Consider the following 20,078-nt stretch of genomic DNA (forward strand, 5'->3'; position numbering starts at 1 on the left):
AATGCGCGCCGCTGTTGCCGGCCTGGTCGCTGGTACCTGCTGGCTGCAGACCCGGGCCACGCTGCCTGACATGAGCACTGCACTGGCGCTGCTGCTTGGCGGCGCCGGCCTGTTGTGGATTGCGCGGCGGACCGGGCCGCCGGGCCCGCTGGCGCCGCTGATTCTGCCAGCGTTGCTTTGCATGGTAGTGGCCGGCGCCTCGCTCGGTGTCGGCTCGGCTGCGCTGCAGGCACACCAGCGGCTGGCTTCCGAACTGCCGCTCGCTCTCGAAGGCGGCGACCTGGATGTGGTCGGCGTCGTTGACAGCCTGCCACAGCGGTTCGAACGCGGCGTGCGCTTCAACTTCCGGGTCGAGCAGGGTCCGGCCGGGGCCGAAATTCCCTCGCGGCTGGCGCTGTCCTGGTATGCGATGGATGAGGATGCGGCTGCGTTGCAGGCGGTCGCGCCGGGCGAGCGCTGGCAGTTGCGGGTGCGCCTGCGGCGGCCGCACGGCAATGCCAATCCCTACGGATTCGATTACGAAGCCTGGCTGCTGGAACAGGGTGTCAGGGCCACCGGCTATGTGCGGCCGCCCGGGCCGGACTTTGCCAACCGCCGGCTGGCCGCATTCGTTCCGGGCTTTTCCAGTGTTGTCGAGCGCTGCCGCGCGCTGCTGCGGGAGCGGATGCGGGCGGCGCTGGAGGGCAAGCCCTATGCCGGCATCATCATCGCACTGGTGATCGGGGATCAGCGCGACATTACCGCCGCCGACTGGAAGATGTTCAACGCGACCGGTGTCGGGCACCTGATCTCGATCTCCGGCCTGCACATCACGATGATCGCCGGCCTGTTCGCCGGCGCCGTACTGTTCCTGTGGCGGCGTTCTTTCTTCACGCGCGCGCAATTGCCGCTGGTGCTGCCGGCGCAAAAGGCCGGCGCGCTGGCCGGTGCCTTGTGCGCGCTGCTGTATGTGCTGCTGTCGGGCTTTGGCGTGCCTGCTCAGCGCACCTTGTACATGCTGGTGGTGGTCGCGCTCGCGCTCTGGTTCGGCCGCGCAACCCGGGTCTCGCATGTGCTGTGCCTGGCGCTGGCGGTGGTGCTGCTGCTGGATCCGTGGGCGGTGCTGTGGCCGGGCTTCTGGCTGTCGTTCGGCGCGGTCGCGGTCATTCTCTATGCCGGCGCCGGCGAGGCGCGCAGCCTGCACCCGGGCAAGGGCTGGCGCGACACCTGGCGCGATACCTTGTGCGCTGCGGTGCGCACGCAATATGCGGTCAGCATCGGGCTGGTGCCATTGACCCTGTTGTTGTTCAGCCAGGTGTCGCTGGTCAGTCCGCTTGCCAATGCGATCGCGATTCCGGTCATCAGTTTCATCGTCACGCCGCTGGCACTGGCGGGCAGCGTGTTGCCGCAACCGGTGGCTGGCCTGGTGCTGCTGTCAGCGCACCAGGTCGTGGCCTGGCTGGCGCTTTTCCTGCAATGGCTGAGTGAATTGCCAGCGGCGGTCTGGACGGCGCCGGAGCCAGAGTGGTGGATGTTCGCGCTGGCGTTGGCGGGCATGCTGTGGATGCTCGCCCCGCGCGGCTGGCCCGCGCGCAGCGCCGGACTATTGCTATGGCTGCCCTTGCTGCTCAACCGGCCGGCCGCGCCTGCCGATGGCATGACGATGACCGCGTTCGACGTCGGGCAGGGCACTGCAGTGCTGATCGAAACGCCGAACCACCGCTTGCTGTACGACACCGGACCTTTTTACACGCCGGAGGCCGATGGCGGCAACCGCGTGATCCTGCCTTACCTGCGCTCGCGCGGCATCGGCTATCTGGACACGGTAGTGGTCTCGCACAACGATAACGATCATTCGGGCGGCGCGGCGTCCATCTTCGCGCAGATGCGGGTCGGACGCGTGCTGTCGTCGCTGGAGCCGGGAAGTCCGATCCTGAAAGCGGCGCCGCGCCACGAGCGCTGCCGGGCAGGTCAGCACTGGTGGTGGGACGGTGTGCGTTTCGAGATGCTGCATCCGGATGACGGCGAATACACCCGCAGCAAGAAGCCGAACGCGCGCAGTTGCACGCTGAAGGTAAGCCATGGCGTCCATTCGGTCATGCTGCCGGGCGACATCGAAGCGGCCCAGGAAGCGCGGCTGATGGCCGAGGCACCGCGCAAGCTGCGTTCGACTGTGCTGCTGGCGCCGCATCATGGCAGCGGGACGTCGTCGACGGCAGGCTTCCTGGAAGCGGTGCAGCCGGAACTGGCGATTTTCCAGGTCGGGTACCGCAACCGGTACCGGCATCCGAAGGCGGAAGTTTATGAGCGCTATGAAACGATGAAGATCCGGCGGCTGCGCACCGACCAGGCCGGCGCGATCAGGGTCGAGGTGGGTGGCGATGGCGACCGCATGGCGGTGTCGGCATGGCGGGATGAACGTTCGCGCTATTGGCACGGACGGTAGAGGGAGGGAGCCGGCGAAGGAACTGGCGTAGAAACCGGCCTGGAAACCGGCGTAGGAACCAGCTTCAGTCCGCGGCGGCTTCCTGCAACTTTTCGCGCAGGTTGTATTCCTGTTGCCATTGCTGGCGCTCGCGGGTGCTGCCGGCTTCGCGCTGCAATTCGGCGGGAGTTTTTTCGGCTTGCGCCGCAAGCAGGCGGTTCGCCTGCCTTGCATCCGGAAGAATGGTGCCGAAGAAGGCGACCGTATCTCCCCTTTGCAGCAGCAGGGTGGGGAAATTGTCGACATCGAAATCGCCGACCACGTCGGCCTGGTCCTCTATGTCGACCCACAGGAAGCGCTTGTCAGGATGTTCTGCCGCAAGTGCTTCGAATGCAGGGCGGAACTCGCGGCACACGTCGCACCAGGCTGCGCACAGGCAGGCAACGATCCAGACGTCGCCGGACAGCGCGGCGCGGATCTGGTCCCGGTTGTCGAGTTGGAGGGTCATGCAAGTCATGCGCCTATTCTACCGATACGATTGTGCTCGCGCCATCGTCACCTTGAGGGCGTGGCGAGCAGGTAGAATACGGGCATGACGACAGTTCTCGCGATAGAAACCTCCAGCGAAGTCGCCTCCGTCGCCTTGCTCCGCAATGACCAGATCATCACGCGGGAAGTAAGCGGAATACAGACACACTCGCAAACCGTCCTGCCCATGGTCCGGACCCTGCTGGCCGAAGCCGGAATTGCCTTGCGCGACTGCGACGCAATTGCTTTCGGCTGCGGCCCGGGCTCCTTCACGGGCGTACGCACTGCCTGCGGCATTGTCCAGGGACTGGCCTACGGCGCCGGGCTCCCCGTGGTGCCGGTCGTGACACTCCTGGCAATGGCGCAGGCTTGCCGGAATGCTACCGGCGCTGCCGATGTGCTTGCGGTGCTGGACGCGCGCATGGGCGAAGTCTATTGGGCACAGTACCAGTTCGGGCCGGCATCGCGGGAATGGCAGGAAATTTCGCCGCCCACGCTGTCGCGCCCGGCAGACATCGTGGTGCACGGCAATCCGGTTGCGACCGGGAACGGGCTGGCGCAATATGCCGACTTGCTGCCGCTGGCGCTGCATCCGTTTGCCGGCCAGGCCTCGCTGCCGCATGCTGTGGCGGTGGCGGAACTGGGCCGTATCGCTTGCGATCGCGGCCAGGTTCTTGCAGCCATCGACGCCCAGCCGCTCTATCTGCGCAACAAGGTTGCCTTGACGACGGCCGAGCGGCAGGCCAGAACCGGCACATGAGCAGCATTCTTTCCGGACGTGGGGATTCCCTGCGCGATCTGCAAATGCTGCGCATGACGCCGACCGACCTGCAGGAAGTGCTGGACATCGAATATGCGGCGTACCCGTTTCCATGGAGCCACGGAAATTTCCTCGATTCAATCAAGAGCGGATACGAGACCTGGGTCTTGCGGGCGCCAGCGCCGGCCCGGCAACTGCTTGGCTATTTCATGTTGATGCACATGGTTGATGAATCACACCTGCTCAATATCACCGTACATCCCGGGCACCAGGGCCGCGGACTCGGCCGCGTGATGCTGGACCATGCGGTCGCGCTGGCACGCACAGCCGGCATGAAGAGCATGCTGCTGGAAGTGCGGCCGTCCAATACCCGCGCGCTGGAGATATATCTCCGCTACGGTTTTTCCCGTGTCGGCGTCCGGCGCAATTATTATCCTGCGCCGGACAAGCGGCGCGAGGATGCCATCGTGATGAGGTTGCCGCTGTGACATTCGAGGACAGGCGCAGGAAAATGCTGGCGGAGATGGGCGTTGGGCCGGTCTGGACCGCGCGCCACGCATCAGCCCCCGGCGTGGATGCCAGGGTCGACCAGCTTGCCGGGGGCGAGGTGGACAGCATTGCCGGTCCTGCCCATGCGGCAGTGGCCACAGCCGAAGTTGCTGCCGGGTCTGTTGCCGGGTTTGCTGCCGAAGTGGCAACGGATTACGCTACGGTCGCGGTGAGCCGTCAGGCGTCCCCCGCCGGACTGGACTGGGCCGCGTTGCAGCAGGCCGTGGCAGGCTGCACGGCCTGCGGGCTTTGCAGTACCCGCAAGAACACGGTATTTGGCGTTGGCGATCGCAAGGCCAGCTGGTTGTTCGTCGGCGAGGGACCCGGCCGGCAGGAGGACCTGCAGGGCGAGCCATTCGTCGGGCCGGCGGGCCAGTTGCTCGACAACATGCTCAAGGCGCTGGGCCTGCAACGCGGGGGCAATGCTTATATTGCCAATATCGTGAAATGCCGGCCTGCTGCTGCCGACGGTCGCGACCGTCCTCCTTCCGAAGAAGAGATTGCCGCTTGCCTGCCTTTCCTCGAACGGCAGGTCGAACTGCTGCAGCCGACGGTCATCGTCGCGCTCGGCAAGGTGGCTGCGGTCAGCCTGCTCGGGCTGCCGGCCGATACGCCGGTAGGGTCGCTGCGCGGCACGCTACACAGTTATCGCGACCGCCCGCTGGTCGTGACCTACCACCCGGCCTACCTGTTGCGCCAGCCCGCCGACAAGGCGAAGGCATGGCGTGACCTGTGCATGGCACTGACGGCGCATGCAGCGGCTGGCTGACGACCGGCACGCCGGCTTCCAGCGCAATTTTCACAGCCGCTGGTCGCATCTGCGCGATCCGCATGTGCGCACACTTGCGTGGCTGCTGGATTCGCCGGACATGCTCGATCCTGCAGCGCCGCAATGGCAGGGCAGGATAGCCAGCTTCGGCCTGGATGCGGCGCTGCAGGCAGCACCCTGGCTGCGCCAGCTGGACCAGGATCCGGAGCCGCTTCACCGCTGGCTTTCCGTGAACCGATTCACCCGCCTCGGACGCTATGCCGAACAGCTGCTGACCTGGTATTTCCGCGAGCAGGGCAGCCTGGTCGCACATAACCTGCAGGTGCGATCGGGCGGCACCACCATCGGCGAATTCGATTTCCTGCTGCGTGAAGGTGGCCGGCTGGTGCACTGGGAGCTGGCGACCAAGGTATATCTGCTGCAGGCATCGCGCACCGACTCGGCGGGCCTGCAGGCGGACTATTTCGTCGGCCCCAACCTGGCCGATACCCTGGGCGCCAAGATGTCGAAAATAATCCACCGCCAGCTCGGGCTGTCGGCGCATCCTGCCGCGCGTGCGGTACTGACGGAGCCGGTGCAATCGGTGGCGGCGCTGATCAAGGGCTGGCTGTTCTATCCAGCGGGAGCGAGCATGCCGCCACAGTCACTGGGCTTGTCGGCCGATCATTGCCGCGGTTTCTGGTGCCCGCTGGGTGAACTGGACAAACTGGAATCGGGGGCAGGGGAGCGCTACCTGCCGCTCGAGCGCTTGCAGTGGATGACTCCCGTGGCCGCAGCATGGGAAGACACGACAGGCCTGCCGCAATTGCAGGCTGCGCTGCATGAGCGTTTCGTGCACCACTCGATGCCGGTGATGATCGCGCGGATGGAAGCGCAAGGCGACAACTGGATCGAAGTCGAACGCGGATTCGCGGTGCCGGATGACTGGGCCAGCCGGGCCGGCAGGAGGATGGGGGCGACGTTGTCGCCACTGGCTTGAGTGCCGCGTCTGGGCGCTGACTGAGCCCTGACTGAGCGCTGACCGAGTGATCAATCAGCAATCAATGATGGTGCTTGTGCTCGCCGATCAGATGCATCGAGTCGCGTTCGCGCTGGTTGGCCGCATGGCGGCGCATCACCAGGTACATCGTGCCGGAGACGAACAGGCCGAACATGATGATCACGATATTGATGTCGAGGTTGACCTTGACCATGAATGCGTACAACACCAGCATGGTCAGGACGGAAAGATTTTCATTGAAGTTCTGGACGGCGATCGAATGTCCGGCGCTCATCAGTACATGCCCGCGATGCTGCAGCAGGGCGTTCATCGGCACCACGAAATAGCCTGACAGCGCACCGATCAGGATCAGAAGCGGGTAAGCGGCGTACTTGCTGCTGACCATGGTCATCGCGATAACCACCAGGCCCATTGCGACCCCGAGCGGCATTACCGACAACGATTTCTTCAGCGGAACGAAGCGGGCCGCGGCCACTGCGCCGACTGCTACGCCGACGGCGACCACGCCCTGCAGGATGGCGGCCTGGTCGAGCGGCATGTTGAGCGATTTCTCGGCCCATTTCAGCACGATGAACTGCAGTGTCGCGCCGGCACCCCAGAACAGGGTGGTGACGGCCAGCGAAATCTGGCCCAGGCGGTCTTTCCAGAGCGTCGAGAAGCAGGTTGCGAAATCGGCAATCAGCCGGATCGGATTGCGCTCCTGGTGCGCGTAGCGTGCGCCGGTGTCCGGAATCTTCAGGTTGAATATGGCGGCGACGAAATAGGCGATCATGATGACCGTCAGCGCAGCTTCGACCGCGGTGTCGACGCCGGTGGTGACCAGCGGCATGTCAAACGACAGCAGTACGTCGGATATATGCTTGTTGACCAGCGCGCCGCCCATTACCGTGCCGAGAATGATGGAGGCGACGGTCAGTCCTTCGATCCAGCCGTTGGCTGCGACCAGTTTTTCGGGTGGCAGCAATTCAGTCAGGATCCCGTACTTTGCCGGCGAATACGCGGCCGCGCCGAATCCGACCACGGCATAGGCCAATAGCGGATGCACGCTCATGAACATCATTATGCAGCCGCCGATCTTGATCAGGTTCGTGATGAACATGACGCGGCCCTTGGGCAGCGCATCGGCGAAGGCGCCAACATAGGCAGCCAGCAGCACGTACGATAGTACGAAGAAAAGCTTCAGCAGCGGTGTCATCCATGCCGGCGCTTGCATTGTAGTCAGCAAGGCAATCGCAGCAATCAGGAGTGCATTGTCGGCAAGCGAAGAAAAAAACTGCGCCGCCATGATCGTGTAAAAGCCGCGATTCATTCGCATTTCTAGTGTCCCGAAGTCCCCGGAGCTTTATACCATGAATAATGTGGGCGGCAGCGGTTTTCCCTCTTGGCCGCGGGTCGCTCCGGTAGAATGCATGTCTGATCTCACCGCTGTATTTTTCCCGCGATTGTTGCCATGCCAAGACCTCTCGTTGCCACTGTCGACCTGCACGCCATGCGATCCAACCTGGCCCTGGCGCGAGCGCGAGCGCCGGGCTTGCGGACCTGGGCGGTGGTCAAGGCGAACGCCTATGGCCACGGGCTGGTCAACGCAGTCCGGGCGTTTGCCGGCTCGGACGGCCTGGCGCTGATCGAATTCGATGGGGCGGTGCAGTTGCGCGAACTGGGATGGCAGCGTCCGCTGTTGCTGCTCGAAGGCGCGTTCGATGCTGACGATGTCGAACTCGCGGCACGACATGACCTGACCCTGGTCGTGCACTGCGATGAGCAGGTCCGGATGATCGAAACGGCAAGGCTGGCGCGCCCGATCGACCTGCAGCTGAAAATGAACACCGGGATGAACCGGCTGGGATTCCGGCCGGCTGCGGTTCGTGCGGCTTTCGACCGCTTGCGGGCGAGTCCCAATACGGGCGCAATTTCCTTCATCACGCACTATGCAAATGCCGAGCTGTACGAGCATCCGACCCCGATGCCGCCACAGACCCAGGCAGAACGCTTTCGCGCGGCAGTCGCCGATCTTCCCGGCGAAGCCAGTATTGCCAATTCGGCAGCGGGATTGCTGCACGACCCGGTGCCGGGAGACTGGATCCGGCCCGGCATCATCTTGTATGGCGGATCGCCGGGCGAGGGCAGCGGCGAGAGATTCGGACTGCTGCCGGCCATGACCCTGGCTTCGCGCATCATTGGCGTGCAGGAGATCGCAGCCGGGGAATCGGTTGGTTATGGCAGCCGCTTCACCGCCCGGCGGCCGATGCGCATCGGCGTGGTGGCCTGCGGTTACGCCGATGGCTACCCGCGCAGCGCGCCGGACGGCACGCCGGTATTGGTGGACGGCACCAGGGTCGCGCTCGCAGGGCGCGTCTCGATGGACATGATTACGGTCGACCTGAGCGCGGCCCCTGCGGCTGGCGTTGGCAGCGAAGTGGTGCTGTGGGGGCGCGGGCTGTCGATTGACGAAGTGGCCCAGGCCTCGGGCACCATCGGTTATGAATTGATGTGCGCGCTGGCGCCACGGGTGCGCATGCAGGTACAGGAGCAGGTGCAGTAGTTTTTCACCAGCCTGTCTAATGTCGGACAGGGCGGGTCGGACAGGGCGGACCAGTATCAGGACGTAATTCATGGCGAAAGCAAAAACGCAGTACACGTGTTCCGAATGTGGCGGCGTGAGCAGCAAATGGGCCGGGCAGTGTCCGGCCTGCGGACAATGGAACAGCTTGCTTGAAACGGCGGTCGAAACCGGAGTCAACCGGTTTTCCGGTGCGCGCACGGGACTTGCCCAAGCCTCGCCGGTGGTGTCGCTGGGCGACATAGCCGCCACGGACGTGCCGCGTTTCCCGACCGGCATCGAGGAGTTCGACCGCGTACTGGGTGGCGGGCTGGTGGCCGGCGGTGTGGTCCTGATCGGCGGCGACCCGGGAATAGGCAAATCGACGCTGCTGCTGCAGGCGCTGGCCAACCTCTCGCGCGACAAGCGGGTTCTTTATGTCAGCGGCGAAGAATCCGGGGCCCAGATTGCATTGCGTGCCCACCGGCTCGCCATCGATGCCCGCGAGCTCAAGTTGCAGGCAGAGATCCAGCTCGAAAAAATCCTGGCGACTCTGGCCGAGCACAAGCCCGAGGTCGCCGTCATCGATTCGATCCAGACCGTCTATTCCGACGCGCTGACTTCCGCGCCCGGTTCCGTGGCGCAGGTGCGGGAATGCGCGGCGCAACTGACCCGGGTGGCCAAGCAGACCGGCATCACCATCATCATGGTGGGACACGTGACCAAGGAAGGCGCGCTGGCCGGCCCGCGCGTGCTGGAGCACATTGTCGACACCGTGTTGTATTTCGAGGGAGACACGCATTCCAGCTTCCGGCTGGTGCGGGCTTTCAAGAATCGCTTCGGCGCGGTCAATGAGCTGGGCGTGTTCGCGATGACCGAAAAGGGCTTGCGTGGCGTCTCCAATCCATCCGCGCTGTTCCTGTCCCAGCACGACAACCAGGTGGCCGGTTCCTGCGTGATGGTGACGCAGGAAGGCACGCGGCCCTTGCTGGTGGAGATTCAGGCCCTGGTCGATGCCTCCCATGTGCCGTCGGCGCGCAGGCTGTCGGTGGGACTGGAGCAGAACCGCCTGGCGATGCTGCTGGCCGTGCTGCACCGGCATGCCGGCATTGCCGCGTTCGACCAGGATGTGTTCATCAACGCCGTCGGCGGCGTCAAGATCACCGAGCCGGCGGCCGACCTCGCCGTGCTGCTCGCGATTCACTCATCGATGCGCAACAAGCCGTTGCCGCGCGGGTTGGTTGTGTTCGGTGAAGTCGGACTGGCCGGTGAAATCAGGCCGGCGCCGCGCGGCCAGGAGCGGCTGCGGGAAGCCGCCAAGCTGGGTTTTTCGATCGCGTTGATACCCAAGGCAAATGCGCCCAAGCAGAAAATTGAAGGCTTGACGGTGGTGGCGGTCGATCGTATCGATCAGGCCCTGACCCGGGTGCGCGAACTCGATTGATGCAGACCGGCGGCGGCGCTGACTCCGCTGCGCACGGCCGACTCGATGGTGGCCGGATAGGGGCTGGCAGTGTAATCGCCGGCCAGCCACAAGCCGTGTTCGCCGGTGTCGTTGGCCGGTCGCTGCAGCGCCGGCGTGCAGGAGAAGGTCGCGCGTTTTTCGGCAATCACCTGAGTCCAGAGCGGACTGGCCAGCGCCGGGTCGCCGATCGCACGGACGAGTTGCGCGGCGACCGCTGACGCCAGTGCCTGCTTGTCTTCCAGGGCCGCCTCGTTCGACACGCTGATCACCACGGCCAACAGGCCGGCGGCTTGCGGATCCAGTTGGCCGCGGTCGAACACGAACTGTCCCCAGTCGCGCGTTGCGGGATTGTCCACCAGGGCCAGGAACGGACGCGGCAGTCTGGTGCCAGCCGCATATTGCAGGTAGCAGGTGGTGATCGGTTCGTATGAAAACCCGGGAACCAGCCCCGGCGCAGCCGCTTCCAGCAAGTCTTTCGCCTGCCATGGCGGCGTTGCGACGACGATCGCGTCGAACGATTCGGGCGCCTGTCCCACGACATCGAGGGTCCAGCCCTGCTGCGCACGGGCCAGGGCCTGCACGCGCGCGCCCAGGCGCACGTCGCCCTGCTGGCGCCGCAGGTAGTCGGCCGCACGGTCGGGAAACAGCGCGCCGAGGTCCACTTTTGGCAGCAGCATGTCAGACGCGTTGCGCCGCGATCCCAGGCTGTCCTTCAGCACGTTCAGGAAAACCTGGGCTGAGGCCCGTTCCGGCGGCGTATTCAGTGCGGCGATGCACAGCGGTCGCCACAGCAGATTGATCACGGTTGCCGTCTGGTCGTAGCGCTCCAGCAATTCGCTGACGCTGCAATCGTCGTACAGCATCCAGCCTGACCAGCGCGCCGTCGACTGGAAGCGCGCGATAGCCAGCTTGTCCTGCCGCGTCAGCCCGCTGGCGCGCAGCAGTGCGACCAGCAGGTGCAGCGGCGCAGGAAGGCGGGGCGCGATGAATTGAATGCCAGCGGGGATGCCAGCGCGGCTTTCGCCGAAATTTTCGGCTCGGCCGCCAGGATTCATACTCGGATAGGGCATCTGCAGCGGCAGGCGCAGCAGCGCAGCGGCTGGATCGATACCCACCATGGCCATCAGCCGCAGCGTCTCGGAATAGGCGCCAAGCAAGATGTGCTGGCCATTGTCGAGTACGCGACCCTTTGCCCCCTTTTCACCCTTTTCCCCGGTTGTCTCAACCCGCCTGGCCCGGCCGCCCAGCGAGCGCGCTGCCTCCAGCAAGCTCACCCGGTGGCCAAACCGCGCGAGTTCGCACGCGGCTGCGCACCCAGCCCAGCCGCCGCCAATGACGGCGACCCGCAGCGCGCCTGCTGCGGCCATCAGCCGCGTACCCAGGTCTTCCACGCCAGCCACAGCTTGCGTATCGGCGTCAGCGATATCCGCTGCTGCAGCACCTGGAAACGGTCGTGCTCAATTTCGTCGAGCAGGGTCTGGTAGATCGCAGCCATGATCAGCCCCGGGCGCTGGCTGCGGCGGTCTTCCGGCGCCAGCAAGGCGAACGCTTCCCGGTAGGCTTCGCGCGCGCGGTCGGCCTGGAACTGCATCAGGCGGACGAAGTTGTCGTTGTATCGTGCATTGAGCAGATCGGCTGCCGTCACCTGGAATTGCTGCAACTCGTTGACGGGAAGGTAGATCCGTCCCTTGCGCGCATCTTCGCCGACGTCGCGGATGATGTTCGTCAGCTGGAAAGCCAGCCCCAGCTTTTCTGCATATTGCAGGGTGGCGGGATTGCTGGCGCCGAAAATACTGGCCGACAGGATGCCGACCACGCCGGCTGCATGCCAGCAGTATTTTTGCAGCCCCGGATAATCAAGGTAGCGGGTCTGGGTCAGGTCCATTTCCATGCCGTCGATGATGGCCTGCAGGTGGCGGCCTTCAAGCGCATAGCGTGCCATGTGCGGCTGCAGCGCCAGCGTCACCGGATGGGTCGGCGCGCCCGCCAGCATGGCGCTGATCTCCTTGCGCCACCACGCCAGCTTGGTGGCTGCCACCCCCGAATCGCTGGTCTCGTCCACGGCATCGTCCACCTCGCGGCAGAACGCATACAAGGCGGTGATGGCGCGCCGCCGCTCCTGTGGCAGGAACAGGAAACTATAGTAAAAGCTGGAACCGCTTTTTGCGGCTTTCTCCTGGCAGTATTCGTCGGGTGACATTGTTCGGGCTGGAATGGTTGGAGCGGAAGCAGCGAAGTCGCTATGCTAGCCGACAAAGGGCAGGGGATCGACCCGCAGTTTTGCAATGAGCGGCAAGATTACATGCTTACATGCGAAATGCGCGGAAAAGCAGCACCGCCCAGTCGGTCTTGCCGAGCTTCGGACGCTGCCTGAAGACGTCGAAGCCGGCCGCTTCGATCTGCTCCAGGATGCGCAAGCCGCCTTGCACCACCAGCCGCAGTTCCCAGCCGATGCGCCCGGGAAGCCGCTTTGCGAGCGGGGCGCCGGCCAGCATCAACGCCCGGCTGCGCTCGACCTCGAATCTCATCAGCGCACGCCAGCGCTGGTCGACCTCGCCGTCTGCCATCTGCTGCTGCGTGACGCCGAAGCGCTGCAGGTCTTCCTGGGGCAGGTAGATCCGTTGCTTGCGCAGGTCGATGGCGACGTCCTGCAGGAAATTGATCAGTTGCAGGGCGCTGCAGATGGCGTCCGACTGCCGCAGGCTTTCGTCGTCCTGTTGCCCGTACAAGGCCAGCATCAGGCGTCCGACCGGATTTGCCGAGCGGCGGCAATAATCGAGCACGGTGTCATGATCGGGGTATCTTGTCGTGACGACATCTTGCTCGAAGGCGGATAGCAGGTCGCGCAGGGGTTGCAGCGCAAGAGAATGCTCAATCACCGCATTTTGCAGCGCAGCGAACATCGGCGACCCCGGCGGCATGCCCTGTTGAATGCGATCCAGTCCTTCCCGGTAGCGCGCCAGTCCCGCGAGCCGCTCGGCCGGGCTGGCATCCCCTTCGTCCGCCACGTCGTCAGCGCTGCGCGCAAAGTTGTAAATCGCTTCGACCGCAGGTCGCAAGCGCGACGGCAGCAAGACTGACGCCACCGGGAAATTCTCGTAGTGTTCTACTGACATGAAATTTGCTGGAAGTGCATGGATTGCGGCAAATACTTTGCGCTTATAATTAATAACCCCTCGGTCATTAAACCAATTTATCTCGCAGTGCAGCACGGCAGTGGTGTCGTGAATTGCAACTGCGAGTTGTAGCCGCGAGTTGTAGTCGAAACCGCAGCCGAAGTTGCAGCCGGATAGTAAAGGAAAAACAACGTGGACCAGACAAGATTCCGACGCGCGTTTGCCGCAGTAGCGCTCGCAGCCATGACGGCAGCGCTGCTTGGTGCTTGCGGCAAGCCGGCCGAAAAGGTGGAAGACGTGCGCCCGGTCCGGGCCATCGTTCTGGAACCGGAGAAGGTCAGCGTGATTGCCGAGTTTCCCGGTGAAGTACGGGCCAGGGTCGAATCCCGGCTGGGCTTTCGCGTTCCCGGCAAGATCACGGCCCGCAGTGTCGATGTCGGCGCCACGGTGAAACGCGGACAGCTGCTGATGCAACTTGATCCGCAAGACCTGAAACTGGCGCAGGAGCAGGCCAACGCCTCGCTGCGCGCCGCCGAGAGCAACCTGGCGCTGGCAAGGTCGGAGTTCACGCGCTATCAGGACCTGCGCCAGAAGAATTTCGTCAGCGCCGCGGTACTGGAAGCGAAAGAGACTTCGTTCAAGGCGGCCCAGGCGAACCATGAGCAGGCAGTGGCTGCCGCCCGCAATCAGTCCAACCAGGCCGGCTATGCCAGCCTGGTCGCCGATGTGGATGGCGTCGTGACGGCGGTCGATGCAGAAGTCGGGCAGGTGGTGGCGGCCGGCACGCCGGTGCTGAGGGTGGCCAGGCACGGCGAGAAGGAAGTCGTGATCGGCATACCGGAAGACAAGGTGGGTGCGCTGCGCAGCGTCGCCGACCTGCGGGTCACCTTCTGGGCAGAGCGCGAGCGCCAGGTGCATGGCAAGCTGCGCGAGCTGTCGCCGATTGCCGATCCCGGAACGCGGACGTACACGGCCAGGGTCAGCATTCCCGACGCGCCGGAGGAGGTGCGGCTCGGCATGACCGCTACCGTCGCTTTCGTTGCCGCCAACCCGCAGCCGGTGCTGAAGCTGCCGCTCACCGCCCTCCTCAACGAGAAGGGCAAGACCTCCGTCTGGGTAGTGGAAAACGGCGCGGTCAGGTTGGTGCCGGTACAGCTGGCGACCGTCTCGGGCAATGAGGTTGTGCTCGCTGGCGGCGTTGCCGCCGGGCAGACCGTGGTGACTGCCGGCGTCAACCTGCTCAAGCCAGGCCAGAAGGTCAGGTTGCTGGGTGCCGATCCCGGTGCGGATCCTGGTGTGGCTGCGAGTGCCGCCGCAAGCCAGAAGGCGCCAGCCAGCGTCGGCCAGAAGCCCGCCGCCGCCGGGGCCGGGAAATGAAGGGCGGGTTCAACCTGTCGCGCTGGGCGCTCGAGCACATACCGCTGACGCGCTACCTGATCGTGGTGCTGCTGCTGGGCGGCATCATGGGTTACGCGCAGCTCGGCCAGGACGAAGATCCGCCATTCACTTTCCGGGCGATGGTGGTGCGCGCCAACTGGCCGGGCGCAACCGCGCTGCAGATGGCGGAGCAGGTCACCGACAAGCTGGAAAAGAAGCTGCAGGAAACGCCTTACATCGACAAGATCCGCAGCTATTCCAAGCCGGGCGAGACGCTCATCATCCTGCAGTTGCGCGAGTCGACGCCGCCGAAAGAAACCACCGGCTCCTGGTATCAGGTCCGCAAGAAAATCGGCGACATGCGCGGCACGCTGCCGGCTGGCGTGATCGGCCCGTTTTTCAATGATGAATTCGGCGATACCTACGGCTCGATTTTCGCAATTTCGGGCGACGGATTTTCCTATGCAGAGGTCAAGGATTACGCCGATTTCGTGCGGCAGCAGTTGCTCAAGGTGCCGCTGGTTTCCAAGGTCGAACTGTACGGCGTGCAGGACGAGAAGGTGTACATCGAGTTTTCGCACAAGAAGTTTTCCCAGCTCGGCGTGCCGCTGGAGTCCATCGTGGCACAGCTCAATGCGCGCAACGCGGTGGAGTCCACCGGCGTGCTGGTCACGCCGACTGACAATCTGCAAGTGCGCGTCACCGGCGCGCTGCTGACGCCCAAGGACCTGGAGAACCTGGAGTTGCGCGCCAATGGCGTGCCGTTCCGCCTGGGCGACTTTGCCACCGTGCGGCGCGAATACCGCGACCCGCCGCAGGACAAGATGCGTTTCAACGGCCGCGAGGTGATCGGCCTGGGCGTGTCGATGGAGAAGGGGGGCGACATCATCCGCCTGGGCGACGCGCTGCAGAAGACCGCATCCGATGTGCGCGCCAAGCTTCCGGTCGGCATCGAGTTGCAGCAGGTGACCGACCAGCCTCGCGCGGTCAAGTCCTCGGTCAATGAATTCCTGAAGGTGCTGGCGGAAGCGGTATTGATCGTACTGGCGGTCAGCTTCGTTGCGCTCGGGTTGCACACGCGTCCGCTGCGTATCGACATGCGGCCCGGGCTGGTGGTGGGGCTGACCATACCGCTGGTTCTGGCGGTGACCTTCCTGTTCATGCGGGTGTTCAGCATCGACCTGCACAAGATTTCACTGGGCGCGCTGATCATTGCGCTGGGACTGCTGGTGGACGACGCCATCATCGCGGTCGAGATGATGGTGCGCAAGATGGAAGAGGGACTGTCGCGGCTGGAAGCGGCGACCTTCGCCTATACCTCGACGGCAATGCCCATGCTGACCGGCACGCTGATCACCGCCGCCGGATTCCTGCCGATCGGACTGGCGAAATCAGCCGCTGGCGAGTACACATTCTCGATGTTTTCAGTGAACGCGCTGGCCCTGCTGATTTCCTGGTTCGCGGCGGTTCTGTTTACGCCCTACATTGGCTACTTGCTGCTGAAGGTGAAGCCGCGCGCCGGCGCCGACGGCCATCATGAACTGTTCGATACGCCGTTCTACTCTCGTTTCCGGCGGCTCGTGAACTGGTGCGTTGAATGGCGCAAGACCACCATCGTACTGACGCTGGCCGTGTTCGGACTGGGTGTGTTCGGATTCCGCTTTATCGAGCAGCAATTCTTTCCGGATTCGGTACGGCCGGAACTGATGGTGGAATTGTGGCTGCCGGAAGGCAGTTCGTTCGAGGCTACCGAGCGGCAGGCGAAGAAGTTCGAGGGCTGGCTGGCCAAGCAGAAGGGCGTCGAAAGCGTGACCAGCTATGTCGGCACCGGAAGCCCCCGTTTCTACCTGCCGCTGGACCAGATTTTCCCGCAGACCAACGTCTCGCAAATCGTGGTGCTGCCGGTTGACCTGGCGGCGCGCGAGGACTTGCGGCTGAAGATCACTGCGCTGTTCAAGGCCGATTTTCCGGAAGTCCGCGGCCGCGTGAAGCTGTTGCCGAACGGGCCGCCGGTTCCATATCCGGTGCAGTTCCGGGTGACCGGAAACGAGGTGCCGAAGGTTCGTGCCATCGCCGACCAGGTCAAGGAAATCATGCGGGCCAACCCGAATGCCGTCGGCGTCAACGATAACTGGAACGAGTCCGTGAAGGTGCTGCGGCTGGACCTCGACCAGGACCGCCTGCGGGCGCTGGGCATCAGTTCGCAGACCGTGATGCGGGCTGCCAACACCATCCTCACCGGCACCACAGTCGGCCAGTTCCGTGAGAAGGACAAGCTGATCGACATCGTGATGCGGCAGCCGGTCGAGGAACGCAAGACGATAGAGATGCTCAACGGCGTAAACATTCCCACCGCCAGCGGCAAGCCGGTCACCATGTCGCAGCTGGCGCGGGCGCATTTCACCTGGGAGCCGGGCGTGGTCTGGCGCGAGGGACGGGAATGGGCGATCACGGTCCAGGCCGACGTGGTGGACGGCATACAGGGGCCGACCGTGTCTTCGCAACTCGATCCGCAACTGGCGAAGTTGCGCAGTGCGCTGCCGGCCGGGTACCACATCGAACTGGCCGGCGCCGCAGCCGACAGCGGCAAGGCGCAGGAATCGATCGCTGCCAATGTGCCGCTGGTGATATTCATCATCTTCACGTTGCTGATGCTGCAATTGCACAGCTTTTCGCGTGCCGTGCTGGTGTTCTTGACCGGGCCCCTTGGCATCGCCGGCGCGGCATTGGGCCTGCTGGTGCTGCAACGTCCGTTCGGGTTTGTCGCCCAGTTGGGCGTGATTGCGCTGTTCGGCATGATCATTCGCAATTCGGTGATCCTGGTCGACCAGATCGAGCAGGACATCGCCGCCGGCGCCGATCCATGGAGTGCCATCGTCGAATCGGCGGTGCGACGCTTCCGCCCCATCATCCTGACCGCCGCCGCCGCGGTGCTGGCCATGATCCCCTTGTCGCGTTCCGTATTCTGGGGGCCGATGGCGGTGGCGATCATGGGTGGGCTGATTGTTGCCACCGGCCTGACCTTGTTGTTCTTGCCGGCGCTGTACGCGGCCTGGTTCCGGGTTCGGCGGCCACCCCCCCTTGCCTGATGTAGAGATGACAAAGGGGCAAAAACCACGGCTTCGGCGGAAAAAATCCAGTAAAATGCCGGGTTGAAGTCGAACAGCCTTTACAAAGGCACAGCAGGGCGACCGGTATTCACTTCATGGTCGCCCTTTGCTTTTGCATCGGCGGGCCCTGCCCGGACCCAAGGGACGGACGCAGGGAGCCGACGCAAAAGCGCGGTGGAAATATACGGCCGCGAGGATGGCGAAATTGGTAGACGCACCAGGTTTAGGTCCTGACGCCAGCAATGGTGTGGGGGTTCGAGTCCCCCTCCTCGCACCACGGAATGACTAATAATTTTTGGACGAACAACATGGCAACTGCTGTCGAAACCCTGGAAAAACTCGAGCGCCGCATGACGATCAGCCTGCCGCTGGCAGAAGTGCGCGCCGAAGTTGAAAAGCAACTGAAGATTCGTGCAAAAACCGCTCGTGCGCCTGGTTTCCGCACCGGCAAGCTGCCGATGAAAATGGTTGAGCAACAATTCGGTTACCAGGTCGAGACCTCGGTCCTGAACGACAAGGTTGGCCGCGCGTTCAGCGACGCCGCCACCGAGCACAACCTGAAGGTTGCCGGCGTTCCGAAGATCGAGCCGAAAGAAAATGCCGAAGCGACCGACTTCGTTGCATTCGACGCCACCTTCGAGGTTTATCCTGAAGTCAAGGTCGGCGACCTGTCGACCGCAGAAGTCGAGAAATCGACCTCCGACGTGTCCGAGGCCGAAGTCGACAAGACGATCGACATCCTGCGCAAGCAGCGCGTGCACTATCACGTCAAGGGCGAACAGGGCGCGCACGGCGACGGCGGCTCCGACCTGACGGCGAAGGAAACCGACCGCGTGACCGTCGATTTCGTCGGCAAGATCGACGGCGTTGAATTCGCGGGCGGCAAGGCGGAAGACTATGCTTTCGTGCTGGGCGAGGGACGCATGCTGCCCGAGTTCGAAGCGGCGACCGTCGGCCTGAAAGTCGGCGAATCAAAGACCTTCCCGCTGAGTTTCCCCGAGGACTATCACGGCAAGGACGTGGCCGGCAAAACCGCCGAATTCACGATCACGCTGAAGAAGCTCGAGTGGGCGCACATGCCTGAACTGGACGCAGAATTCGCCAAGTCGCTTGGCATTGAAGACGGCGACATCGGCAAGATGCGTGCGGACATCCGCGCGAACATCGAGCGCGAAGTCCGCAATCGCCTGAAGGCCAAGAACAAGGACAGCGTGATGGACGCGCTGATCAAGGTTTCCGAGCTCGACGTGCCGAAAGCGCTGGTCGAGGACGACATCGACCGCCTGATGGAAATGGCACGCCAAGACATGACGCAGCGTGGCATGAATGTCAAGGACATGCCGATCCCGCGCGAGCTGTTCACTTCCCAGGCCGAGCGTCGCGTGCGTCTCGGACTGATCCTGGCCGAAGTGGTCAAGGAAAATAATCTGCAGGCAACACCCGAGCAAGTCAAAGCGCAGGTCGAAGATTTTGCGCAAAGTTACGAAGATCCGAAAGAAGTGTTGAAATTCTACTTTGGCGATCGTCGTCGGCTGGCGGAAGTGGAAGCCCTTGTTTTGGAAGAAAACGTCGTCAACTACGTTCTTGGCAAGGCAAAGGTCACTGACAAGCAAGTCGCCTTCGATGAATTGATGGGCAATAACCAGCAGCAGGGCTGATCGCTCTGCGGTCTTCTCTAGGAAAAGCACATGACAACCAGCATGATCCGCAACGGCGCAATCGATACCCAGATGCTCGGCATGGTGCCGATGGTCATCGAACAGAGCGGCCGCGGCGAGCGGGCGTACGACATTTATTCGCGGCTGTTGAAGGAGCGGGTGATCTTCCTGGTCGGTCCGGTCAATGACCATGCGGCCAACCTGATCGTCGCCCAGTTGCTTTTCCTGGAGAGCGAAAATCCTGACAAGGACATTTCGCTGTACATCAACTCCCCGGGTGGCTCGGTGTCGGCCGGCATGGCGATCTACGACACCATGCAATTCATCAAGCCGGACGTGTCGACGCTGTGCACCGGACTGGCGGCCTCGATGGGCGCCTTCCTGCTGGCGGCTGGTGCCAAGGGCAAGCGCTTCTCCTTGCCGAATTCGCGCATCATGATTCACCAGCCGCTGGGCGGCGCCCAGGGGCAGGCTGCCGATATCGAGATTCAGGCACGGGAAATCCTGTACCTGCGTGAACGGCTCAACATGATCCTGGCCGAAAAAACCGGCCGTACGGTCGAGCAGATTTCGCGCGACACCGACCGCGACAATTTCATGTCGGCCGAGCAGGCGCAGGAATACGGCATGATCGACAAGGTGCTGACCAACCGGGCCTGAAGAATATCATTCAGTCTCAAGTGACAGGCGCGCCCGGCCGAATTCGTCCCGGGCGCTTCGTCTTTCTGCTTGCAAGTTTCTCATCGTGCCGGCATCCGCAACTTTTTGAGCGGTGTCGTGACGAATGCGGAATTCGCAGGTAA

At 63.6% G+C, this 20,078-nt stretch carries 16 protein-coding genes and 1 tRNA gene; 12 read left to right on the plus strand and 5 right to left on the minus strand.

The window, feature by feature from the left end; translation table 11 throughout:
• Position 1: 1 nt before the first annotated feature.
• On the plus strand, positions 2-2,425 hold the full coding sequence (locus FVE66_RS11350) for a DNA internalization-related competence protein ComEC/Rec2 (RefSeq protein WP_151447539.1): 2,424 nt from the start codon (positions 2-4) through the stop codon (positions 2,423-2,425).
• Positions 2,426-2,489: 64 nt separating this feature from the next.
• Here FVE66_RS11350 and FVE66_RS11355 read toward each other — a convergent pair whose 3' ends face one another.
• Positions 2,490-2,912 (minus strand): thioredoxin family protein, encoded by a 423-nt coding sequence (locus tag FVE66_RS11355; protein WP_338325383.1) that lies wholly within the window; start codon positions 2,910-2,912, stop codon positions 2,490-2,492.
• An 84-nt stretch (positions 2,913-2,996) separates the two neighbouring features.
• On the opposite strand from FVE66_RS11355, the gene tsaB reads away from it, so the two are divergent.
• The 4 genes from tsaB to FVE66_RS11375 are packed head-to-tail and all read left to right on the plus strand — an operon-like array spanning position 2,997 to position 5,989.
• Positions 2,997-3,692: a tRNA (adenosine(37)-N6)-threonylcarbamoyltransferase complex dimerization subunit type 1 TsaB gene (gene tsaB / locus FVE66_RS11360; RefSeq protein ID WP_151447541.1), complete on the plus strand. Its 696-nt coding sequence runs from the start codon at positions 2,997-2,999 to the stop codon at positions 3,690-3,692.
• Complete coding sequence (gene rimI / locus FVE66_RS11365) at positions 3,689-4,180, plus strand: ribosomal protein S18-alanine N-acetyltransferase (protein ID WP_241673178.1); 492 nt, start codon at positions 3,689-3,691, stop codon at positions 4,178-4,180. Before tsaB ends, rimI begins: the two co-directional genes overlap by 4 nt.
• Positions 4,177-5,010, plus strand: coding sequence for a uracil-DNA glycosylase (locus FVE66_RS11370; protein WP_241673179.1), 834 nt, complete (start codon positions 4,177-4,179; stop codon positions 5,008-5,010). The genes rimI and FVE66_RS11370 overlap by 4 nt, the downstream gene beginning before the upstream one ends.
• Entirely contained in the window at positions 4,994-5,989 is a 996-nt protein-coding gene (locus tag FVE66_RS11375) for a DUF1853 family protein (RefSeq protein ID WP_151447542.1), read from the plus strand. The genes FVE66_RS11370 and FVE66_RS11375 overlap by 17 nt, the downstream gene beginning before the upstream one ends.
• A 61-nt stretch (positions 5,990-6,050) precedes the next feature.
• Here the strand turns inward: FVE66_RS11375 and lplT are convergent, their stop codons facing one another.
• Entirely contained in the window at positions 6,051-7,319 is a 1,269-nt protein-coding gene (lplT, locus tag FVE66_RS11380; RefSeq protein WP_151447737.1) for a lysophospholipid transporter LplT, read from the minus strand.
• Between the two features lie 141 nt (positions 7,320-7,460).
• On the opposite strand from lplT, the gene alr reads away from it, so the two are divergent.
• Together alr and radA are read left to right on the plus strand one after the other, a co-directional pair.
• On the plus strand, positions 7,461-8,552 hold the full coding sequence (alr, locus tag FVE66_RS11385) for an alanine racemase (protein WP_151447543.1): 1,092 nt from the start codon (positions 7,461-7,463) through the stop codon (positions 8,550-8,552).
• Positions 8,553-8,622: 70 nt separating this feature from the next.
• Positions 8,623-9,993: a DNA repair protein RadA gene (gene radA / locus FVE66_RS11390; protein ID WP_151447544.1), complete on the plus strand. Its 1,371-nt coding sequence runs from the start codon at positions 8,623-8,625 to the stop codon at positions 9,991-9,993.
• Here the strand turns inward: radA and hpnE are convergent.
• The 3 genes from hpnE to hpnC all read right to left on the minus strand — a co-directional run bounded on the left by hpnE (position 9,960) and on the right by hpnC (position 13,130).
• The gene (gene hpnE / locus FVE66_RS11395; protein WP_151447738.1) at positions 9,960-11,381 is read right to left on the minus strand and encodes a hydroxysqualene dehydroxylase HpnE; all 1,422 of its coding nucleotides are present in this window, start codon (positions 11,379-11,381) and stop codon (positions 9,960-9,962) included. The two genes, radA and hpnE, sit on opposite strands and share 34 nt — an antisense overlap.
• Positions 11,381-12,214 carry a presqualene diphosphate synthase HpnD gene (hpnD, locus tag FVE66_RS11400; RefSeq protein WP_151447545.1) on the minus strand — a complete coding sequence of 278 codons (834 nt, stop codon included), beginning with the start codon at positions 12,212-12,214 and terminating at the stop codon, positions 11,381-11,383. The genes hpnE and hpnD overlap by 1 nt, the downstream gene beginning before the upstream one ends.
• Before the next feature lie 106 nt (positions 12,215-12,320).
• The gene (gene hpnC, locus FVE66_RS11405) at positions 12,321-13,130 is read right to left on the minus strand and encodes a squalene synthase HpnC (RefSeq protein WP_151447546.1); all 810 of its coding nucleotides are present in this window, start codon (positions 13,128-13,130) and stop codon (positions 12,321-12,323) included.
• Positions 13,131-13,322: 192 nt separating this feature from the next.
• Here hpnC and FVE66_RS11410 point away from each other — a divergent pair, with 192 nt between their 5' ends.
• The 5 genes from FVE66_RS11410 to clpP all read left to right on the plus strand — a co-directional run bounded on the left by FVE66_RS11410 (position 13,323) and on the right by clpP (position 19,935).
• Entirely contained in the window at positions 13,323-14,507 is a 1,185-nt protein-coding gene (locus FVE66_RS11410; protein WP_241673180.1) for an efflux RND transporter periplasmic adaptor subunit, read from the plus strand.
• Positions 14,504-17,596 carry an efflux RND transporter permease subunit gene (locus FVE66_RS11415; protein ID WP_151447547.1) on the plus strand — a complete coding sequence of 1,031 codons (3,093 nt, stop codon included), beginning with the start codon at positions 14,504-14,506 and terminating at the stop codon, positions 17,594-17,596. The genes FVE66_RS11410 and FVE66_RS11415 overlap by 4 nt, the downstream gene beginning before the upstream one ends.
• Positions 17,597-17,807: 211 nt before the next feature.
• Positions 17,808-17,894 (plus strand) — tRNA-Leu (locus tag FVE66_RS11420).
• 31 nt (positions 17,895-17,925) lie between these two features.
• Positions 17,926-19,275, plus strand: a complete 1,350-nt coding sequence (tig, locus tag FVE66_RS11425; RefSeq protein ID WP_151447548.1) for a trigger factor — start codon at positions 17,926-17,928, stop codon at positions 19,273-19,275.
• A 30-nt stretch (positions 19,276-19,305) separates the two neighbouring features.
• The gene (gene clpP, locus FVE66_RS11430; protein WP_151447549.1) at positions 19,306-19,935 is read left to right on the plus strand and encodes an ATP-dependent Clp endopeptidase proteolytic subunit ClpP; all 630 of its coding nucleotides are present in this window, start codon (positions 19,306-19,308) and stop codon (positions 19,933-19,935) included.
• Positions 19,936-20,078 lie beyond the last annotated feature (143 nt).

Source organism: Lacisediminimonas profundi (assembly GCF_008831265.1).
Taxonomy (GTDB): Bacteria; Pseudomonadota; Gammaproteobacteria; order Burkholderiales; family Burkholderiaceae_D; genus Lacisediminimonas; species Lacisediminimonas profundi.